The following is an 18,373-nucleotide window of genomic DNA, read 5'->3' as shown; positions in this document are numbered from 1 at the left end:
CGCCGTAGGCGCTCGCCGACGGTTGCTACCTGCCCGCGGGACCGGGTTTAACCGGCAGTCTTGAACAGCGCCGCGACTTTTTTCTTGGGCTTGATGTTGGCCGACACGCTGCTGCGCGCGGGAGCTGCCTTGGCGGCGGCTTCCCAGGCGGGTGTAGCGTCGGGCGCTACGGCGGGCTCGTAAGGCTGGTCGAAGAATGGGTCACGCGGCGCAGCGGGCTGGCGGTGCGGCGGGTGTTCGCGGCGCTCGCGCGGCTGGCGTGCTTCGCGCGGGCTTCCGCCGTCTTCAGCGTCGCGGTACATACGGCGGCCGTCGTTGATGCGGCCCTGCTCGCTGATACGCGGGCGGTCTTCTTCAAATTCAATGGGCTCAAGCTCAATCTTGGTCTTGATCAGCTTTTCAATGTCAGCCACCAGGCGCTGGTCGCTGCTGGCGACAAAGCTCACGGCCAGGCCCGAGGCGCCTGCGCGCCCGGTACGGCCGATGCGGTGCACATAGTCTTCGGCATTGAAGGGAACGTCGAAGTTGAATACCGCCGGCACGTCCTTGATGTCGAGGCCGCGGGCCGCAACGTCGGTGCAGACCAGCAAATCCACTTCGCCTTTCTTGAAGGCTTCCAGCGCCTTGAGGCGCTCATCCTGGCTCTTGTCGCCGTGCAGCGCGGCGGTTTTAAGGCCCTCGCGCTCCAGTGAACGGGCCAGGCGTGCACAGCCCAGCTTGCTGTTGACGAAGACAAAGGCCTGCTTCATGCCGCGCTGTTTGAGGATCTGATGCAGCGCGCGGCGCTTGTCGTCGGCGCCTACGCTGTAGAAATGCTGCTCGACGGTCGAGGCCGTGGCGTTGGAGCGCGCCACCTCGATGGTGACCGGATCCTGCAGGTAGCTGGAGGCCAGGCGCTTGATTTCGGGCGAGAAGGTGGCCGAGAACAGCAGGGTGATACGCTGCTTCGGCAGGTAGCTCAGGATCCGCTGCAGGTCGGGCAAAAAGCCGATATCCAGCATGCGGTCGGCCTCGTCCAGCACCACGTACTCGACCTGGTTAAGCACCGCGTTCTTCGCTTCAATGTGGTCCAGTAGCCGGCCCGGCGTGGCCACCAGCACCTCGACGCCTTTTTTGAGCTCGGCCGTCTGGGGCTTCATGTCCATGCCGCCAAACACTACGGCGCTGTTCAGGTTGGTGTATTTAGCGTAGAGCTTGACCTGCTCAGCGACCTGCACGGCGAGTTCGCGCGTGGGCAGCAGTACCAGCGCGCGCACCGGGTGGCGCGCGGGCGAGGTCGAGGCGTTCTCATGCTTCATCATGCGCTGCAGCAGCGGCAGCGAGAAAGCCGCGGTCTTGCCGGTGCCGGTCTGCGCGGCGCCCATGACGTCTTTACCCTGCAGGACGACCGGTATGGCCTGTTCCTGGATGGGGGTCATGGTTTCGTAGCCCATCTCGGCGACGGCGCGGGCCAGCGGTTCGGCCAGCGAAAGATTGGAAAAGGAGGATGTCATAAGGAAACTCAGCGTATCTCTAGCGGGTGATGGCGCGCGCGGATCCAACAGGATGCCAAGGCGCGTCTTGCAGCCAACGGCACCGCCATTGGCAAGAAAGGTAACACCGCAAAGAACCCGGGCCCGCCCGGTCACAGACCGCAGGACAGGGGTTATGCAGAGCTTCCTTAGCCCGCTATTGTCGCACTTTGGGTGAATTGGCCGGTTTTAAACGCCAATCCTGGCTTCAGGGCTGTTACAGATGAGGACAACCCGCCACAACATAGCCTTGAATGCTATCAATTTTATAGCTGCTTGCGCCCATCAAGCTTGGGCTGGTGCCGGTTTTTCTATATATTTCTGGCACTGAAGGTATCGCAGGCCTTGACGCTGCCGGTTTTCAGGCCGGTGTCAAACCATCGCTGGCGCTGGGCGCTGGTACCGTGGGTGAAACTTTCAGGCACCACCGCGCCGCCGCCGGCCCTTTGCAGGGCGTCGTCGCCGATTTTGGCGGCTGCGTTCATGGCTTCTTCAACGTCACCCTGCTCGAGGATCTGACGGGCGTTCTGCGCGTTGTGCGCCCAGACCCCGGCGAAACAATCGGCTTGCAGTTCCAGCCGCACACTCAGCGCGTTGAACTCGGCCTTGCTGACGCGGCCGCGCATCTGCTCCATCTTGCCGCTGATGCCCAGCAGGTTTTGTACGTGGTGGCCGACTTCATGGGCAATGACATAGGCCTGTGCAAAGTCACCCGGCGCACCCAGGCGGCTACGCAAGGTTTCGTAGAACCCCAGGTCGATGTACACCTTCTGGTCGGCCGGGCAATAAAACGGGCCCATTGCCGCCTGCCCCTGGCCGCAGGCCGTTTGGGTGGCGCCGCGAAACAGCACCAGCCGGGGCTCCTGGTAGGTAGCGCCGCCTTTGGCAAACACATCTTTCCAGACGTCTTCGGTATCAGCCAGGACGGTCGAGACGAATTTGGCCATGCGGTCATCAGCCGGCGGGCGCTGCGCAGGCGCCTGCTGCACCTGCGCCGGCGGTCCACCGCCGCTGAGCACGCCCAGAATCGTGAGCGGGTTGATGCCGAAGATCCAGCCACCGACCAGCGCCACCACAATGGTGCCGATGCCGATGCTGCGGCCTCCAAAGCCGAAACCGCCGCCGCCACCACCATCCGCACGCCGGTCTTCCACGTTGTCAGACTCACGATTGCCTTCCCATTTCATGGCATTCTCCCAATCCCGTACAGTGGTAGTGATTTAGCCCTGACCGCTTCCTGCCGGCTGTCAGCGCATGCGCCGACTTTACTTGAGCCGGCCCGATTCACGGAACAAATTGAACCCTGATGTATCCATTCCTCATGACCCGCTTCATGCCTTTTTGCTTGTCGCTCCGCAGCTGGCTCGCGCTGGCGGTGGTAGCCCTGCTGACCGCCTGCGCCAGCCCGATCACCACGCGCGTGACCAGCTTCAACCAGTGGCCCGCAGACGCAGCGGGCAGCACCTTTAGCTACATCACGCCGGTAGACACTACCCGCCAGCTGGAGCAAGCCACGTACGAGGGCCATGTGCAGGCCGAGCTCGAAAAACGCGGCCTCAGGCTCGCGCCTCCAGGCCAGGTCGGGCGCCTTCAGGTTGACGTGGCCGCCAGCAGCCGCAGCGAGGAAAAAACCTGGATGCAGCCGGTCTACCAGGACAACATGGTGTTTGTGCCGCCCTACCGCGATGCCGCGGGCCGCCTCTACGGCGGCGGCTGGGTGCCGGATCCTTTCGGGCCGCGCTACGTCGGCGACCGGCCGGTGAGCATGACGCTCTACACCCACAGCCTGCGCCTGCGGCTGCTCGACACCCAGGGCACCCCGCCCGGCAAGCCGCCCCGGACGGTGTTTGAGTCGCGCGCCTTCTACGAAGGCGGCAGCAGCGACCTGCCCTTGGTGGTGCCCTACCTGGTGCGCGCGGTGTTTGACGACTTTCCTGGCCAGAATGGGCAAGTGCGCGTGGTGAAGTTCGACAGCAAAACCGGTGCGCTGATCAAAAAATAAGCCGGAAGACGATTCAGGATCTTCCTTAGAACAGCAGCCTGAAACTTATGAGACGCCTTCGGCCATCCCTGGTCGTGGTAGCTATAACCGGCCTCCATCCTTCACAATGCCTGCATGCCTGCCGACTCGTCCACTCGTACCTCTTCTGCCTTTTCTACCTCTTCTGCCTCTCCTGCGACCGCCCTCCCCTGCGTACTGCTCACCGGCTTCGACCCTTTTGGAGAGGCCGGGCGCACAGGCCCGGCTATCAACCCCAGCTGGCTTGCAGTGAAGGCGCTGCGCGGCAAGCGCATTGCCGGCCACCGCGTGGTCGCGGCGCAGCTGCCCACCGTCTTTGGTGACTCCACACTTGAACTTGTCCGGCTGCTGAAACTGCACAAGCCGGCACTCGTCATCTGCGTCGGTCAGGCCGGCGGGCGCAGCGCGATCTCGCTGGAGCGCGTTGCCATCAATGTCGATGACGCCCGCATTCCCGACAACACCGGCAGCCAGCCTGTCGACACATCCGTGGTGCCCGGCGGACCGGCGGCATATTTCACCACCCTGCCCATCAAGGCGATGCTGCAAGCGCTGCAAGACGCCGGCGTCGCTGCCGAGGTGTCACAAACGGCGGGCACCTTTGTCTGCAACCATGTCTTTTATGCGCTGATGCATGCGCTGGCTACACAACGAGGCTTCAAACGCACACGCGGCGGGTTCATCCACGTTCCTTATGTTCCGGAGCAAGGCGTGCCGAACCTGCCATTGCCAGAGGTAGTGCGCGGGCTGCGAACGGCCGTGGCCACGGCGCTGACCACCGGGCGCGACATATCAAAAGTTGCCGGAGCCGTCAGCTAGTGGAATCGTTGCCCGCGCCAGGAGTTTCCTGCGCAGGCGCGGCGGGCTCCTCCCGCAACAGGCGCCAAGCCAGCCACATGCCCAGCAACGCATTGCCTATCGCAAAGCAGGTCACCACCAGCGTGGCCACCGCGTTCAGCGGCCGGTTCTGCACCACCCAGGCCAGCAGGGGAGACAGCCCGTTAAGCACGAGCATGAGCCAGAACAGGGGGTTGCGCGGCTGGTAAATACGTGAAACGTTCATCCTGGCCCCATGCTAACCGCTGCGGCCGTTGATTCCGTCCCCCAAGCGTGAACTAACGAAATGCAAAGGATGCGGCCATGAAGCCCTGTGCAGGCTGGGTTGGCAGCATGCCGCTGACGCCGGTTTCATTGCTCGCCATCACGCCGTTCGACTCATCCGGCGCATCCGCCAGGGCTTGCGCTTCGGGCGCGGCACCCGCGGCCGGCGGCACAGCCGAACTGGCCATAACGCGGGCTTCCTGGATGCAGCGTTGGCGCGCGGGGACCGGGGCGGTTTCCATGCATTGGGCAATCGCCTGGATTTCGACAGTGCGCTGGTAGTCGCGGATCTTCGCTTTGGTGACTTGTGCATCCGCCACAAACGCGAAAGCTGCGAGCTGACAAACAAAAACCAGCCCGGCCGCTACCATTAGCAACGTCCTGTAAGGCATTTCGTCGAATTTTTTCAAGTGATCAGAAAACATGACAGGCCTCCCGGTGAACCCTGGTTCATCCTGAGGGGCCCCCCGGGGGTTTCCATCCAGCGCTTTTCCCGGGACTCTGTAGGATAAAAACCTTTCATTTTTTTACGCGGCGTAACGCCAGGGTCTCGCGTCCCGCACCGCCTCCCGTTGCCTCCTTCTCCCTTCGCCGCTTACCATCGCCCCATGATGCCCACCGCGCTCAACCCCGCCCAGACTGCCGCCCGGCTGCCTTACCCGCTACTGGTCGGCGAACTAACGCTGCTACTCAAAGACACCACGGTGCAGGCGCCTTCTCGCGTAGTGCAGGCCTTGCCCGCCGGCGGCAGCCTTTTTGTGATGCCCGCGCTGGACGCCCGGATCGCCATCACCAAGCTCATCACCTTCACCCCCGCCAACGCCGGCACCGGCCGGCCCGCCATCCAGGGCGACGTGGTGGTATTTGACGTGGCCACCGGCCAGCGTAGGCTGATGCTGGACGGCCCCACCGTCACCGCCCGCCGCACGGCCGCCGTCTCGCTGCTGGCGGCGCAGCGGCTGGCACCCAACCCCAAGGGTCCGATGCTGATCGTGGGCGCGGGCGTGCAGGGCCTGGCCCACCTCGAAGCCTTTGCCGAAGGCCTGGGCGTGCGCGAATTCCGGATCGCTTCGCGCAGCGCGGCCAGCGCCCAGGCCTTGGTGCACCACGCGCAGTCTTTGGGCTTGAACGCCCGCATGGTGTTTGACGCCAACACCGCGCTGGCCGATTGCCCGCTGGCCGTCACCTGCACGCCCGCCAGCGGCGTGGTGCTCAGTGCCGTACCACGCCCGGACGGCTTTGTCAGCGCAGTAGGCGCTTTTACGCCCACCATGGTGGAGCTGAGTGCGGCGCTATGCCAATACTTCGCCGCAAAGGGCTCGGTGTTTGTCGACACCTCCGACGCCGGCCACGAAGCCGGCGACCTGCTTCAGGCCGGGCTGGATGTGAGCCGCTTCGCCACACTCGCCGACGTGGTGCGCCAGGACATAAAACCCGCGGCCGGTCCGGTGTTGTTCAAGAGCTGCGGCTGGGCAGGCTGGGACCTGGCGGCGGCGCGCGTGGCGCTGGCAGCACCGGGCCCCGTGGGCTGACACAGAAAGCCGCTCAAGCGCATACAGCGGCGCTCGCCTACAAAGAGTTGCCGCCCCCGGTGCTACGCTGAAGGATTCACATTGTGGAGACGCGCATGAAGATCCTGTTCGCAGCCGATGGCAGCAAGTACACCAAAAAAGCCCTGGCCTTTCTGGTCAATCACGAGGATCTGGTCGGCGCCGACGGTGAAGTGGTGGTGATCAATGTGCAGCCACCCGTTCCAGGGCGGGTCAAAAGCATGCTGGGTTCCGCAGACGTCGCCGCCTACCACGCCGAAGAATCGCAGAAGGTGCTGACGCCGATTGAACGGTTCCTTAAACGCCAGAAGATTGCGTTCCGTACGACGGCGGTCATAGGCTCGCCCCCCGCCGAAATCCTGCGTGCCGCCAAGCGCGAAAAAACACACATGATTGTCATGGGCACCCACGGCCAGGGCCTGCTGAGCCGGGCACTGATGGGCAGCGTGGCCCAGCGGGTCATCGCCGAATGCGAAATTCCGGTGTTGCTGGTGAAGTAGCAGCAGACGTTCCCCCGGTAGCGCCCTGCCGGTGGTTCACCCGTTGGGCGGCTTGCGGAGCCGGGCGCTTCCCATCACAACAGGGAGATCAAATGGAGACACGTATGGCATTCAGACCGATCCGCAAACTGTTGGCCTGGCTACTGCTGGTAGTCGCTGCGGCCGTTGCATCTCCGTCACTTGCCGGCGAGGTCACCGTCAGGTCCTTCAGTTCAAAAGCCCTGAACACAGATTACCGTTACACCATCTACCTGCCGGATGGTTATGAAAGCGGCCGGCTGCGTTACCCGGTGATTTTCCTGCTGCACGGCAATGGCGGCGATCACAATGACTGGCTGGTCAAAGGCCAGGTCCAGTCGACCATAGACACGCTGGTGCGGGAAGGCCGCGTCCAGCCGGCCATCATCGTGATGCCGGGCGGCGGCACAAGCTGGTGGGTGGACGGCAACAAGGACAAGGCGGAAACCGCGCTTATCAAGGAACTCATCCCGCATATCGACGCCAGCTTCCGGACCATCAATGCCCGAGAAGGCCGCATGATCGGCGGGCTGTCCGCCGGCGGCTTCGGCACGGTGAATGCCGTTTTCAAATACCCTGAATTGTTTGTTTCCGCCGCAGCGTTGAGCCCGGCGATCTATGCACCCACCCCACCGGCCCATTCTTCGGCCATGCAGGTGGCGCCGTTTCAGGCAAATGGCAAATTTGACCAAGCCACATGGGACCGCCTGAACTACACCGCGAGCTGGGAAGCCTACAAAAGCAAAAAAGTTGTGGTGCCGATGTACATCAACAGCGGCGACCACGACACCTTTTCCATCGCCTACCACTCGGCCGGGTTGTTCCAGAAGCTGTTTGAATACCAGCCCAAGCTGGTGGAGTACCGTGTCGTCGATGGCGACCATGAATGGCCGGTCTGGCGCGACACCATCGGTGATGCCATCAAGTACATGAGCGGCTTTGCCAGCCGTCCCCAAGCCGTCAGGCCTTGACTGAAGGCAGAAACAAAACCGGACGCTCTTTGCCGGAGCCCGTTCGAAACAGGCGCGCGGATTTCCGCTACGCCTTGGGCAGCGTCACCCCAACCTGCCCCTGGTACTTGCCGCCGCGGTCCTTGTAGCTGACTTCGCAGACATCGTCCTTGTCGCTCTCGAAGAACAGCACCTGTGCGCAGCCTTCGCCGGCGTAGATCTTGGCGGGCAGCGGTGTGGTGTTGGAGAACTCCAGCGTGACGTAGCCTTCCCATTCGGGCTCGAAGGGCGTGACGTTGACGATGATGCCGCAGCGGGCATAGGTGCTTTTTCCCAGGCAGATGGTGAGGACGTTGCGCGGAATGCGGAAGTACTCCATGGTGCGCGCCAGCGCGAAGCTGTTGGGCGGGATGATGCAGCTGTCGCCGTGGAAGTCGACAAAACTTTTTTCGTCGAAGTTTTTCGGGTCTACCACGGTGCTGTGGATGTTGGTGAAGACCTTGAACTCGGGCGCGCAGCGGATGTCGTAGCCGTAGCTGCTGGTGCCGTAGCTGATGATCTTGTGGCCGTCGCGCTGGCGGATCTGGCCGGGTTCGAAGGGCTCGATCATGCCGTGCTGCTCGGACATGCGGCGTATCCATTTGTCGCTTTTGATGCTCATTTCAGGGGATTCCTCGGTTGCCTAGATTGTAGGCAAGCCATGGGCCGGAAGACACTGGCCTGAAACGCTATCAATTCAGGAGCTTATTGCGCCCATTTTTAAAGGGCTGGAGCCATATTTAGCTTAATTCAGGCTTAACTGCCGCTGGCTTGGGAGATCACCGTTTTTTCGACCAGGCGGTCGTCACCCAGCACGATCATCGCGAACAGCAGTTCATCCAGGTTCACGGCCTGCGCGGTCTTGCGCGCCAGCAGCGGCGTGACCTGGGGATTGAGCACCACAAAATCTGCCTCGCAGCCGGGCTGCAGGTTGCCCACCACGCCTTCAAGCCCCAGCGCGCGCGCCGCGCCCGCCGTGTGCTGCCACCACAGCGCCTGCGGCTTGAGCGACAGGCCCGGTTTGGCCTGTCCTTCGCGGCCGACGTAATAAGCCGCAAGCATGGTGTGAAACGGACTGAAGGAAGTACCGCCGCCCACATCGCTGGCCAGGCCGTAGGGAAAACCCACGCGCTCGGCGCCTTCATAGTCAAAAAATCCGCTGCCCAGGAACAGGTTGCTGGTCGGGCTGACGGCGGCCGCCGTGCCGGTGGCGCGCATCAGCGTGCGGTCTTCGTCGTCGATGTGTATGCAGTGGGCATACACCGCGCGCGGGCGCAACAGGCCGAACTGTTCGTAGACGCTGAGGTAGCTGCGGGCCTGCGGATACAGCTGGCGCACCCAGGCGATCTCGTCCTTGTTCTCGGCGACGTGGGACTGGATCCATACATCGGGGTACTTCGCGGCCAGCGCGCCGGCGCCGCGCAGTTGCGCTTCACTGCAGCTAGGCACAAAGCGCGGCGTGATGGCGTAGCCCAGCCGGTCCACGCCATGCCATCGCTGGATCAGTGCTTCGGTGTCGATGAGGCTTTGTTCGGTTTCGTCGCGCACGCCGTCGGGTGCGTTCTGGTCCATCAGGCATTTGCCGGTCATCAGGCGAAGGCTGCCTTTTTGCGCCTCGGTGAAGAGCGCGTTGACCGATTCAACGTGCGAGGTGGCAAAGGCCAGCGCCGTGGTGACGCCGTTGCGCAGCAGCTCTGCTATGAAAAAAATAGCGGCTTGCGCACTGTGATCCTGGGCTGCGAAGCGTTTTTCTTCTGGAAAGGTGTAGTTCTCCAGCCACGGCAGCAAGCCGTCGGCGGGCGAGCCGATCACATCCAGCTGCGGGTAGTGGATGTGCATGTCGACAAAACCCGGCGCGATGATGCGGCCCGGAAAGTGCTCGGTGGGCACATTGGCAAAACGCGGCGCCAGGGCCTGGTAGCTGCCCACGGCCTCTACGCGCTGGCGGGCTTCGGTGTCTGGGCCCACCACGAGCAGGCCGTCGGATTCGAAATGGGCTTGGGCGGGCCCGGTGAAATAAAGGATGGCTGCGCGATAGGCTTTCATGACGGCAAGGGTAACGCAGGAGCCCCGGGGCGGCGATATTTGAATCCCGATAAGGTGTATCGCCCTGGCCTGAGAACCTAACGGCTCACGCGGCAGCCGTCACCCAGCGAGGCGCGCCAGACGCGTACCGAGGTCAGGCCCGGCAGACGCGCATCGAGCTTGCGGAAGATGAACTGGCAGAGGTTCTCCAGTGTGGGCGGACCCAGGTCCTTCACGTCGTCGAGCAGGTGGTGGTCCAGCTCCTCGCGCAGCACGGCGATTTCGCGCCGCACCAGGCCCAGGTCCATCACCATGCCGGTGGCCGCGTCGGGCTCGCCGGTCACAAAGACCTCGGCGTTGTAGGTATGGCCGTGCACACGTTTGCTGCTTTCGGCCTCAATGGCACGCTTGAGCGTGTGGGCCGCGTCAAAGTAAAAGGTCTGGCTGATTTCGCAGCGCATGGGGACTGCTGTCGTGGTTTTTTTCGTGCTCATCGGATGCCCGTGATCTTGTGGGTCTGCAGGCTGAGCCGCCACGCGGGGCGCTCCATGCACAACTGGATGCAGGTTTCGGTATTCTGCTGGCGCTGGGGGTTGTCCATGGGCTGCAGGTAGCGATGGGTGAAGTCGGCGGCTTCGAGTTCGGCCAGGTCAAAGCTGGCCTGAGGCCACACCACTTTCAGCTCGTGCCCCGCGCGTTGCACCCAGGGCGCGCCGGCCTTGGGGCTCACGCAGATCCAGTCGATGCCCTCTGGCGCGGCAATGGTGCCGTTGGTCTCAACCGCGATCTGAAAACCGCGCGCATGCAACGCCGCAATGAGTTCAGCATCGACCTGCAACAGCGGCTCGCCGCCCGTCATCACGACAAAACGGTGGCTGCTGTCGCCCGCAGGCCATTGCGCGGCGATGCGATCGGCCAGTGCGTCGGCATCCCTGAACTTGCCGCCCAGGGTGCCGTTGGTGCCGACAAAGTCGGTGTCGCAAAACTGGCACACGGCCGTGGCGCGGTCCTGCTCGCGGCCCGTCCAGAGGTTGCAGCCGGCAAAGCGGCAGAACACCGCCGGGCGCCCGGCATTGGCGCCCTCGCCTTGCAGCGTGTAGAAAATTTCCTTGACCTGGTAGCTCATGGCGCGGCCTGCGCAGGCATCTGCGGGTGCAAGGTCAAAGGGAAAGAAAGAGAGATAAAACAGGCGCCCACACAAGCCGAAAGACCGGGGGTCGCGAGGTTTTTATACATGGTAGTCCTCTACATGGCCCCGGAAGAAACAGGATGCGGGCGCGCCGGGACAGCACGCCAAAGGGCCTGATTTTAGCGACTCAGGGACTATGGCGGGTTTTCAGGGGATTTGCGGGCAGTTTCAGTCTCAAGGCACTGGCATCTCGCGCGCCTGCGCCTGCAGCCAGCCGCAGAAGCTGTCCAGCCGCGCATGTGCCCCGGCCCGGCGCAGAGCCACGTACTGGTAGGCGCTCTCGTCAAAGCCCAGCGGCGCGACCAGGCGGCCGGCCCGCAGGTCGTCCATCACCAGGTGCCAGGGCGCAATGCAGACGCCCAGCCCGCCCACCGCGGCTTCCAGCGTGAAGTAATAGTGTTCGAAAGCCGGGCCGCCCTGCACGGGGAAGCTGGCGCCGCGTGATTCGCACCAGGTCCGCCATGCGTCGGGCCGCGTTCGGGTGTGCAGCAGCGGCAGGACCGCCAGGTCCTGGGGCTTGCGCACATCCGCCCTGGCCGCCAGCGCGGGCGCCATCACAGGCCCCAAGCGCTCCACAAACAGCGGCAACAAGGTGGCCGAAGCCTGGGCACCGCGTTCGGCCACCGTGATGACGAGGTCGTGGCGGCCGCGGTCCAGGTCCGCCGCCTGCTCAGCCGCGCTGAGGCGGATTTCAGTCTCCGGGTGCAGCGCGTTGAAGCCGTACAGGCGCGGAATCAGCCATTTGACGGTGAAGGTGCTGAAGCAGGACACATCCAGCATGCCGGCCTCGCCGCTGCGCACCTCGCGCACCGCCGCTTCCATCTGGTCGAGTGCGGCGGACAGCGCCGGCCGCAGCGAAGCGCCGGCGGCCGTCAGCTGCGGCTTGTTCTTGGTGCCTTCGAACAGCGGCACGCCAAGCGCCTGTTCGAGCTGCCGCACCTGCCGGCTGATCGCGCCGGGCGTGACCGAGAGTTCTTCGGCCGCCGCTGTCATGCGGCCCAGCCGTGCTGCGGCTTCAAAGGCGCGCAAGGCGTTCAGGGGTGGGAGGCGGCGCGTCATGATGTGAGTTTATGGCACATATAGCGTGCGAACAAATCGTTTGGCCGGATCACATTCACTTGGGAGAATTCGCGCAGTTCCTGGCGAATCCAACTCGCAGTCGCTTTAATTTCAATTGAGGAAAAATCACATGCCTTTTATCCGCACCAGCGTCCACCAAAGCACCAGTACCGAACACCGGCAGGGCATCGTCGACGGCATACACCAGGCCCTGGTCGACAGCATTGGCATGCCGGAAGACGAGCTGTTCAACCTGGTGAACGACTACGATGCGCGGCAGTTTTTCTTCAACCGGACCTTCAATGGCATGGCCCGGTCGGAAAAACCGGTGGTCGTCGAGATCACGCTGCGGCGCGGCCGCAGCGATGCGATGAAGCGCGCGCTCTATGCCGCCATCGCGCGCAACCTGAAAGCCAATGCCGGTGTGGCGCCTGACGATGTTTTTATCTTCATGCACGAGAACGACTACTCGGACTGGTCGGTGGGCGGCGGCAAGTTCGCCATGGCGCTGGTGCAGCAGCCCGGCCCGGGCTGAAGAAATACCGCCTATTTGCCGACGGCGGCAGGGCCCGCCGGCAGCGCTTGCAGCACCGGATAAGCCCTGGCCATCCACAGGTACATCACGGCGCCCACGAGCAGTGAAGCGGCGGCGATCTCCAGCGACAGGGTGAAGCCCGCGCCCGCGTTGGGTGTGCGCTTGAGCAGCAGCGCGACAAGCGGCGGGCCGAGGATTTGCCCCACGCCGTAGGTGGCGGTCAGCAGGCCCATGAAGCTCGCAGCAGTGGCGGGCTTGAGGCGGCGCACTTCCTGCATCGCAAAAAAGGTGATGGCGGTGAACGGCATGCCCAGCATCAGGCTGCCCAGCGCAAAGCCCGCGAGGCTGGGGCTCCAGAGGCTGGCGGCGATACCCAGGGCCTGCAGAAAGTAGCAGCCCGCCAGCAGCAGGCGGAAGTCCTTGCCCGGCGGCAGCCGTGTGGCCAGCAACGCGCCCATCATCACGCCCAGGCCGAAGATGGGCCAGAACATGTCCAGCCAGGCCGACCCCGGCAGCGCCGCGCGCGCGATTACCGGCAAAAAGGTGGCGGTGATGATGTAGCCGAAACCGGCGAGACCATAGGCCAGCGTAAGCAGGGTCATCTCTGCGTGGCCGTGGCGCTGCAACGAATCGCCCGGCTGGATGGCACTCCGCGGCGCCAGTGCGGTCAGGCGTTCGTCACCGCCGCGCAAGACCTGCCACACCGAGGCGGCCAGCACAAAGGCCAGCGCGCCGAAAATCATCCAGCCCGTGGCGGCTCTCCAATTCCAGGCCACCATGCCGGTGGCAAACAACCCGCTCACCACAATGCCTGCTCCGGGGCCAACGTAGATGATGCCGCCCATCGCAGGCACGCCCCGCTTGGCGAGCTGCGATAAACACCAGCCAGATGTGAAGACAAACACCACCGCGCTGGTCACACCCGCGGCAAACCGCAACAGCGGCCACACCGCAGGAAACTGCCACGCCATGGCCAGGGTCAACACGCCGGTGGCAAGCAGTCCGGCGCGCACCAGCGAAGAGTAAGCCAGCGATGGCAGCCACTTGAAACGCGCCCAAAGCCAGGGCTGTAGCGTGCAAAGAATCGCACCCAGCATGTAGCCAAAGTAGTTGGCGCTTGCCAGCCAGCTGGCCGTTGGCAAATCGACCACGCCGTCGTTAAGCATCATGGGCAACAGCGGCGTAAAAGCAAAGCGGCCGAGGCCCATGGCCACCGCCAGCGCCACCAGCCCCGCCAGCGCGATAGGCCAGGGGCTGTGGGCTACGGGAAATTGCCCCTCTTTTGGCGTTAACGCCATACACAGGTCTCCGTCAATGCTCGTTCAGCCCCGCCAGGAGTCAAGGCGCACGGCTTACTGGAATGCTTCGAAGGTTTCATTCAGGCGATTGATGTAACGGGATTTCGCCGAGGCGTCGATAAAACTCGCCTCAAAGCTGTTGCGCGCCAACGCATAGGCATGCTTCGCTTCCAGCCCCGTCGCGGCAAAGGTTTGCGTGAAATTCTCGTTCATATAGCCACCAAAATAGGCTGGATCGTCCGAGTTGACGGTAGCGGCCAGCCCGGCATCGAGCAGCTCGCGCAGGTTGTGGCTGGCAAGGTCCGGGAACACGCAGAGCTTGAGATTGGAGAGCGGACACACGGTCAGCGGAATGCGGTCTTTGGCCAGGCGTTGCATCAACAACGCATCGCGGCTGGAGCGCACGCCATGGTCCACACGCTCCACCTTGAGCAAGTCGAGCGCGGTCCAGACGTATTCGGGCGGGCCTTCCTCACCTGCGTGGGCCACCAGGTGAAAACCCAGTTCGCGGCAACGCGCGAACACGCGGGCGAACTTTTCCGGTGGATTGCCGATCTCGCCCGAATCGAGCCCTATGCCGATGAATTTGTCGCGATGCGGCAGGGCCTGCTCCAGCGTTTCAAACGCGTCTTCCTCGCTGAGGTGGCGCAGAAAACACAGGATGAGCGAGGCGCTGACCCCCAGCTCAGTTCCGGCGTCCACGCAGGCCCGGTGCAGGCCGTTGACAACCGTTTCCATGCTGACACCGCGTGCCGTGTGCGTCTGCGGGTCAAAGAACATTTCGGTATGTACCACGTTGTCTGCGGCGGCCTTGCGCAAGTAAGCCTGCGCCATGTCATAGAAGTCCTGCTCGGTGATGAGCACGCTGGCACCGGCGTAGTAGATGTCGAGAAAGCTTTGCAGGTTGGTGAAGGCGTAGGCGCTGCGCAGCTCTTCGACGCTGGTGTATGGGATATCCACGTTGTTGCGGCGGGCCAGCGCAAAGATCAGTTCGGGCTCGAGTGAGCCTTCGATGTGCATGTGCAGTTCAGCCTTGGGCATGCGCTTTAACAGCGCGGGCAAGCGGTCTGCGGCGACGGTTTTTATCTTGACTTGTGCGGGCGTCATCTCAGCTCCTGAAGCGCATCAATACCTGAACAAAAAAGCTGCCCGAAGGCAGCTTTAAAACTACGTTGCGAGCGCTCCGGCCCGGGGACTTTGCCTCGGGCACGGCGCTCCGTCCATTATCCTCAGTTGCCGGGAACCTTGCCTTCGACGCCTTTGACGTAAGTCTTCAGGCCACCGAGAAATTTGTCGTCTGCCACCACATCCTTGGCCAGCAGTTCCTTGCCGGTGTTGTCGGTGATAGGACCCTTCCAGATCGAGAAGCTGCCATCCTTGAGCCCGGCCTTGACTTCCTCGACGCGCTTCTTGGTGTCGTCCGGTACGTCGGCGGCGACGGACACGATGTCGATCGCGCCTTCCTTGACGCCCCACCAGGCGGCGGTGTTGCCCTTCCAGGTGCCGTCCAGCGCCTCACCCACGGCTTTGACGTAGTACGGGCCCCAATTGATGATGGCCGATGCCAGGTGGGCTTTGGGGCCGTAGGCGGTCATGTCCGAATCCCAGCCGAATGCGCGTTTGCCCATTTTTTCGGCGGTCTGCAGCACGGCGGAGGAGTCGGTGTTCTGGAACAGCACGTCAGCGCCGCCGTTGATGAGCGCCGTGGCGGCTTCGGTTTCCTTGGGTGGGTTGAACCACTCATTGACCCACACCACTTTGGTCTTGACCTTCGGATTGACCGACTGCGCGCCCAGCGTGAAGCTGTTGATGTTGCGCACCACTTCAGGAATCGGCACCGAGCCGACCACACCCAGCGTGCCGGTCTTGCTCATCTTGCCCGCGATCACGCCGGCCATGTAGGCGCCTTCGTAAGTGCGGCTGTCATAGGTGCGCATGTTCTCCCCCTGCTTGTAGCCGGTGGCGTGCTCGAACTTCACGTCCTTGGTGTCGCCCGCAACCTTGAGCATGGGCTCCATGTAACCGAAGGTGGTGCCGAAGATCAGCTTGTTGCCCTGGGCCGCCATGTCGCGGATCACGCGTTCGGCGTCAGCCGACTCGGGTACTTTTTCCACGAAGCTGGTGACAACCTTGTCGCCATAGGCCTTTTCCACGGCCTTGCGGCCGTTGTCGTGCGCAAAGGTCCAGCCGCCGTCACCTACCGGGCCGACATAGGCAAACGCGATTTTCAGGGGCTCGACCTTGGCAGGCGCTGCCGCCGCTGGTGCCGGTGCGGCAGGCGCCGCTACCGGCTCTTCCTTCTTGCCGCAGCCCATCAGGGCCGCCCCGGCCACAGCCGACAGGGCCGCCAGCTTGAGCAGGGATCGTTTTTGCAGGTCAGTCATGTGAACTCGCTTTCGTTGTTGGAAATGGCATTGAAATGAAAAGTGGCGCGGGAAGGCGAAAAAAGGCAATTATGCGGCGGATTGGCCGCCAATACATCATGAAATAACCATCAGGCCCCCGGGTAAAAAGGCTTGCCGATGGAGCTGGGCATGTTGACGCGAATCCACAGGGGGTTGCGCGAGATCAGCACCAGCACCACGATGGTGGACAGGTAGGGCAGCATGCTCAGGAACTGCGTGGGCATATTCACACCCAGGCTTTGCAGGTGAAACTGCAGCATGGTCACGCCGCCGAACAGGTAAGCACCCAGCAAAACCCGTGCCGGGCGCCAGGTGGCAAAGGTGGTGAGCGCCAGCGCGATCCAGCCCTTGCCCGCGATCATGCCTTCGACCCACAGTGGCGTGTAGACCACCGACACATAGGCCCCAGCCAGCCCGCACAGCGCGCCGCCGGCCACCACCGCCGCCAGCCGTATGCGCCGCACCGGGTAGCCCAGGGCATGCGCCGACTCAGGGCTTTCACCGACCGAACGCAGCACCAGCCCGGCGCGCGTACGGTACAAAAACCAGATCAGTCCGGCCGTGAGCGCCATCGCGATGTAGACCATGGGATGCTGACGGAACAGCGCCGGGCCCGCGAGCGGAATGTCCGCCAGGAACGGAATGGGGTACTGCGACTGCTCGGGCAGCTTCTCCTGCACATACTTGATGCCGGCAAAGGCTGAAAAACCCGCGCCGAAGAGGCTGAGTGCCAGGCCCGTGGCGTACTGGTTGGTGTTGAGCCAGATCACCAGCACACCGAAAACCGCCGCCAGAAAAGCACCCGCCGCCATGCCGGCCGCAAAGCCCAGCCAGCTGTTGCCGGTATGCACCACGGTGGCAAAGCCTGCAATGGCGGCGCACAGCATCATTCCCTCGGCGCCCAGGTTGACAATGCCGGCCTTCTCGTTGATCAGCAGGCCGAGCGCGGCGATGGCCAGCACGGTACCCGCACTGAGTGTGGCCGCGATGAGCAATGCGGTGGAGTCCATCAGCCGGCTCCTTTCACAAGGTCGGTTGAAGCCGGTGTGACCACCGGCATGGGGATCGGCCTGGCCAGCCTGAGGCGGTAAGCGATCAGCGTGTCGCAGGCCAGCAGGCTGAAGAGCAGCAGGCCCTGGAACACACCGGTGATGGACTTGGGCAGTCCCAGGCGCGACTGCGCAAGTTCGCCGCCGATATAGAACATGCTCATCAGGATGGCCGAGAACACCACCCCTACCGGATGCAGCCGCCCGACGAAGGCGACGATGATGGCGGCAAAACCGTAGCCCGCCGGGACGTAGGGCGTCAGCTGGCCGATAGGGCCGGCCACTTCGAGCGCACCAGCCAGGCCCGCCGCGGCGCCCGACGTCAGCAGCGCCAGCCACAACGCCCGGCGTGACGAGAACCCGGCATAACGCGCGGCCGCAGGCGCAAGGCCGCTGACTTCATGCCGGAACCCCGCATGCGTACGAAACATGAACAGCCACAGGCCCGCCACGCCCAGCAGTGCGAGGACGATGCCGATGTTCACACGCGAACCCTGCATAAGCCGCGGGATCTGGGTGACGGCTTCGAAGGTTTTGGTTTGGGGAAAGTTGTAGCCGTTGGGGTCTTTCCACGGACCGAAGACCAGGAAGTTCAGAACCATCTCCGCCACGTAGACCAGCATCAGGCTGACCAGGATCTCATTGGCGTTGAAACGGTCGCGCAGCAAAGCGGTGATGCCGGCCCACAGCATGCCGCCCGCAAGGCCTGCCAGCAAAATGGCCGGGACAATCCAGGGACCCGTGGTTTTTTCAGCCAGAAGCGCGACGCCGCCTGCGGCGATCGCGCCCATGACGAACTGGCCTTCGGCGCCAATGTTCCAGACGTTGGAGCGAAAGCACACCGCGAGGCCCAGCGCAATGATGAGCAGCGGTGTGGCTTTAACCAGCAGCTCACCCAGGGCATAGGGAGTCTTGATGGGCTCCCAAAAGAAGACCTGCAAACCCTTGACCGGGTCCTTGCCCAGCGCCACAAACAGCGCCACGCCAATCAGCACGGTGATCAGCAGGGCCAGCACGGGGGAGGCGTAGCTCCAGAAAGAAGACGGCTGGGGACGGATTTCGAGTTTCATGCCGAAGCCCTTCCCAGATGCAAATCAAACACCCAGTGAAGAGAACCGGCAGTC

General features: G+C 63.3%; 20 protein-coding genes. 6 read left to right on the top strand and 14 right to left on the bottom strand.

The features are described from left to right. Positions 1-47: 47 nt before the first annotated feature. The gene (locus ACQ4MS_RS15400) at positions 48-1,493 is read right to left on the bottom strand and encodes a DEAD/DEAH box helicase (protein WP_431095508.1); all 1,446 of its coding nucleotides are present in this window, start codon (positions 1,491-1,493) and stop codon (positions 48-50) included. A gap of 329 nt (positions 1,494-1,822) precedes the next feature. Further along, positions 1,823-2,698 carry a KPN_02809 family neutral zinc metallopeptidase gene (gene ypfJ / locus ACQ4MS_RS15395; RefSeq protein ID WP_431095507.1) on the bottom strand — a complete coding sequence of 292 codons (876 nt, stop codon included), beginning with the start codon at positions 2,696-2,698 and terminating at the stop codon, positions 1,823-1,825. A gap of 119 nt (positions 2,699-2,817) precedes the next feature. On the opposite strand from ypfJ, the gene ACQ4MS_RS15390 reads away from it, so the two are divergent. Together ACQ4MS_RS15390 and pcp are read left to right on the top strand one after the other, a co-directional pair. Continuing rightward, entirely contained in the window at positions 2,818-3,513 is a 696-nt protein-coding gene (locus ACQ4MS_RS15390) for a DUF4136 domain-containing protein (protein ID WP_431095506.1), read from the top strand. A 114-nt stretch (positions 3,514-3,627) separates the two neighbouring features. After that, positions 3,628-4,350, top strand: a complete 723-nt coding sequence (pcp, locus tag ACQ4MS_RS15385; protein WP_431095505.1) for a pyroglutamyl-peptidase I — start codon at positions 3,628-3,630, stop codon at positions 4,348-4,350. On the opposite strand, the gene ACQ4MS_RS15380 is transcribed toward pcp, so the two are convergent. After that, positions 4,343-4,594 carry a hypothetical protein gene (locus ACQ4MS_RS15380; RefSeq protein ID WP_431095504.1) on the bottom strand — a complete coding sequence of 84 codons (252 nt, stop codon included), beginning with the start codon at positions 4,592-4,594 and terminating at the stop codon, positions 4,343-4,345. The two genes, pcp and ACQ4MS_RS15380, sit on opposite strands and share 8 nt — an antisense overlap. A gap of 52 nt (positions 4,595-4,646) precedes the next feature. Continuing rightward, positions 4,647-5,057, bottom strand: a complete 411-nt coding sequence (locus ACQ4MS_RS15375) for a hypothetical protein (protein WP_431095503.1) — start codon at positions 5,055-5,057, stop codon at positions 4,647-4,649. A 183-nt stretch (positions 5,058-5,240) separates the two neighbouring features. Here ACQ4MS_RS15375 and ACQ4MS_RS15370 point away from each other — a divergent pair, with 183 nt between their 5' ends. From ACQ4MS_RS15370 to ACQ4MS_RS15360, 3 genes are all read left to right on the top strand, one after another. After that, entirely contained in the window at positions 5,241-6,164 is a 924-nt protein-coding gene (locus tag ACQ4MS_RS15370) for a delta(1)-pyrroline-2-carboxylate reductase family protein (protein ID WP_431095502.1), read from the top strand. 95 nt (positions 6,165-6,259) lie between these two features. After that, a complete protein-coding gene (locus ACQ4MS_RS15365) occupies positions 6,260-6,682 on the top strand; it encodes a universal stress protein (protein ID WP_431095501.1) in 423 nt (140 codons plus the stop codon). A gap of 104 nt (positions 6,683-6,786) precedes the next feature. Further along, positions 6,787-7,671 (top strand): alpha/beta hydrolase, encoded by an 885-nt coding sequence (locus ACQ4MS_RS15360; RefSeq protein ID WP_431095500.1) that lies wholly within the window; start codon positions 6,787-6,789, stop codon positions 7,669-7,671. A 67-nt stretch (positions 7,672-7,738) separates the two neighbouring features. Here ACQ4MS_RS15360 and dcd read toward each other — a convergent pair whose 3' ends face one another. The 5 genes from dcd to ACQ4MS_RS15335 form a co-directional block, all read right to left on the bottom strand. Next, positions 7,739-8,311, bottom strand: a complete 573-nt coding sequence (gene dcd, locus ACQ4MS_RS15355; RefSeq protein ID WP_431095499.1) for a dCTP deaminase — start codon at positions 8,309-8,311, stop codon at positions 7,739-7,741. A gap of 134 nt (positions 8,312-8,445) precedes the next feature. Further along, on the bottom strand, positions 8,446-9,735 hold the full coding sequence (gene guaD / locus ACQ4MS_RS15350) for a guanine deaminase (RefSeq protein WP_431095498.1): 1,290 nt from the start codon (positions 9,733-9,735) through the stop codon (positions 8,446-8,448). 77 nt (positions 9,736-9,812) lie between these two features. Then, positions 9,813-10,175 (bottom strand): 6-pyruvoyl trahydropterin synthase family protein, encoded by a 363-nt coding sequence (locus tag ACQ4MS_RS15345; RefSeq protein WP_431099601.1) that lies wholly within the window; start codon positions 10,173-10,175, stop codon positions 9,813-9,815. Between the two features lie 29 nt (positions 10,176-10,204). Beyond that, positions 10,205-10,840 (bottom strand): 7-carboxy-7-deazaguanine synthase, encoded by a 636-nt coding sequence (gene queE / locus ACQ4MS_RS15340; RefSeq protein ID WP_431095497.1) that lies wholly within the window; start codon positions 10,838-10,840, stop codon positions 10,205-10,207. A 237-nt stretch (positions 10,841-11,077) separates the two neighbouring features. Continuing rightward, positions 11,078-11,962, bottom strand: a complete 885-nt coding sequence (locus ACQ4MS_RS15335; RefSeq protein WP_431095496.1) for a LysR substrate-binding domain-containing protein — start codon at positions 11,960-11,962, stop codon at positions 11,078-11,080. Positions 11,963-12,092: 130 nt separating this feature from the next. Here ACQ4MS_RS15335 and ACQ4MS_RS15330 point away from each other — a divergent pair, with 130 nt between their 5' ends. Next, entirely contained in the window at positions 12,093-12,497 is a 405-nt protein-coding gene (locus tag ACQ4MS_RS15330; RefSeq protein ID WP_431095495.1) for a tautomerase family protein, read from the top strand. A gap of 11 nt (positions 12,498-12,508) precedes the next feature. On the opposite strand, the gene ACQ4MS_RS15325 is transcribed toward ACQ4MS_RS15330, so the two are convergent. From ACQ4MS_RS15325 to ACQ4MS_RS15305, 5 genes are all read right to left on the bottom strand, one after another. Then, a complete protein-coding gene (locus ACQ4MS_RS15325) occupies positions 12,509-13,795 on the bottom strand; it encodes a YbfB/YjiJ family MFS transporter (protein WP_431095494.1) in 1,287 nt (428 codons plus the stop codon). Between the two features lie 54 nt (positions 13,796-13,849). Next, a complete protein-coding gene (locus tag ACQ4MS_RS15320; protein WP_431095493.1) occupies positions 13,850-14,902 on the bottom strand; it encodes an adenosine deaminase in 1,053 nt (350 codons plus the stop codon). A gap of 122 nt (positions 14,903-15,024) precedes the next feature. Continuing rightward, on the bottom strand, positions 15,025-16,179 hold the full coding sequence (locus ACQ4MS_RS15315; protein ID WP_431095492.1) for a BMP family ABC transporter substrate-binding protein: 1,155 nt from the start codon (positions 16,177-16,179) through the stop codon (positions 15,025-15,027). Between the two features lie 110 nt (positions 16,180-16,289). Beyond that, positions 16,290-17,210 carry an ABC transporter permease gene (locus ACQ4MS_RS15310; RefSeq protein WP_431095491.1) on the bottom strand — a complete coding sequence of 307 codons (921 nt, stop codon included), beginning with the start codon at positions 17,208-17,210 and terminating at the stop codon, positions 16,290-16,292. Further along, positions 17,210-18,319, bottom strand: a complete 1,110-nt coding sequence (locus ACQ4MS_RS15305) for an ABC transporter permease (RefSeq protein ID WP_431095490.1) — start codon at positions 18,317-18,319, stop codon at positions 17,210-17,212. Before ACQ4MS_RS15305 ends, ACQ4MS_RS15310 begins: the two co-directional genes overlap by 1 nt. Between the last annotated feature and the right edge of the window lie 54 nt (positions 18,320-18,373).

This window comes from Polaromonas aquatica (assembly GCF_050626995.1).
Classification (GTDB): domain Bacteria; phylum Pseudomonadota; class Gammaproteobacteria; order Burkholderiales; family Burkholderiaceae_C; genus Polaromonas; species Polaromonas aquatica_A.
This window is presented reverse-complemented; position numbering and strand designations above follow the sequence as displayed.

Bases quoted from the DNA above. Each gene is read 5' to 3' on its own strand.
- ACQ4MS_RS15400 (WP_431095508.1), bottom strand. From the start codon at position 1,493: ATGACATCCTCCTTTTCCAATCTTTCGCTGGCCGAACCGCTGGCCCGC.
- ypfJ (WP_431095507.1), bottom strand. From the start codon at position 2,698: ATGAAATGGGAAGGCAATCGTGAGTCTGACAACGTGGAAGACCGGCGT.
- ACQ4MS_RS15390 (WP_431095506.1), top strand. From the start codon at position 2,818: ATGTATCCATTCCTCATGACCCGCTTCATGCCTTTTTGCTTGTCGCTC.
- pcp (WP_431095505.1), top strand. From the start codon at position 3,628: ATGCCTGCCGACTCGTCCACTCGTACCTCTTCTGCCTTTTCTACCTCT.
- ACQ4MS_RS15380 (WP_431095504.1), bottom strand. From the start codon at position 4,594: ATGAACGTTTCACGTATTTACCAGCCGCGCAACCCCCTGTTCTGGCTC.
- ACQ4MS_RS15375 (WP_431095503.1), bottom strand. From the start codon at position 5,057: ATGTTTTCTGATCACTTGAAAAAATTCGACGAAATGCCTTACAGGACG.
- ACQ4MS_RS15370 (WP_431095502.1), top strand. From the start codon at position 5,241: ATGATGCCCACCGCGCTCAACCCCGCCCAGACTGCCGCCCGGCTGCCT.
- ACQ4MS_RS15365 (WP_431095501.1), top strand. From the start codon at position 6,260: ATGAAGATCCTGTTCGCAGCCGATGGCAGCAAGTACACCAAAAAAGCC.
- ACQ4MS_RS15360 (WP_431095500.1), top strand. From the start codon at position 6,787: ATGGCATTCAGACCGATCCGCAAACTGTTGGCCTGGCTACTGCTGGTA.
- dcd (WP_431095499.1), bottom strand. From the start codon at position 8,311: ATGAGCATCAAAAGCGACAAATGGATACGCCGCATGTCCGAGCAGCAC.
- guaD (WP_431095498.1), bottom strand. From the start codon at position 9,735: ATGAAAGCCTATCGCGCAGCCATCCTTTATTTCACCGGGCCCGCCCAA.
- ACQ4MS_RS15345 (WP_431099601.1), bottom strand. From the start codon at position 10,175: ATGCGCTGCGAAATCAGCCAGACCTTTTACTTTGACGCGGCCCACACG.
- queE (WP_431095497.1), bottom strand. From the start codon at position 10,840: ATGAGCTACCAGGTCAAGGAAATTTTCTACACGCTGCAAGGCGAGGGC.
- ACQ4MS_RS15335 (WP_431095496.1), bottom strand. From the start codon at position 11,962: ATGACGCGCCGCCTCCCACCCCTGAACGCCTTGCGCGCCTTTGAAGCC.
- ACQ4MS_RS15330 (WP_431095495.1), top strand. From the start codon at position 12,093: ATGCCTTTTATCCGCACCAGCGTCCACCAAAGCACCAGTACCGAACAC.
- ACQ4MS_RS15325 (WP_431095494.1), bottom strand. From the start codon at position 13,795: ATGGCGTTAACGCCAAAAGAGGGGCAATTTCCCGTAGCCCACAGCCCC.
- ACQ4MS_RS15320 (WP_431095493.1), bottom strand. From the start codon at position 14,902: ATGACGCCCGCACAAGTCAAGATAAAAACCGTCGCCGCAGACCGCTTG.
- ACQ4MS_RS15315 (WP_431095492.1), bottom strand. From the start codon at position 16,179: ATGACTGACCTGCAAAAACGATCCCTGCTCAAGCTGGCGGCCCTGTCG.
- ACQ4MS_RS15310 (WP_431095491.1), bottom strand. From the start codon at position 17,210: ATGGACTCCACCGCATTGCTCATCGCGGCCACACTCAGTGCGGGTACC.
- ACQ4MS_RS15305 (WP_431095490.1), bottom strand. From the start codon at position 18,319: ATGAAACTCGAAATCCGTCCCCAGCCGTCTTCTTTCTGGAGCTACGCC.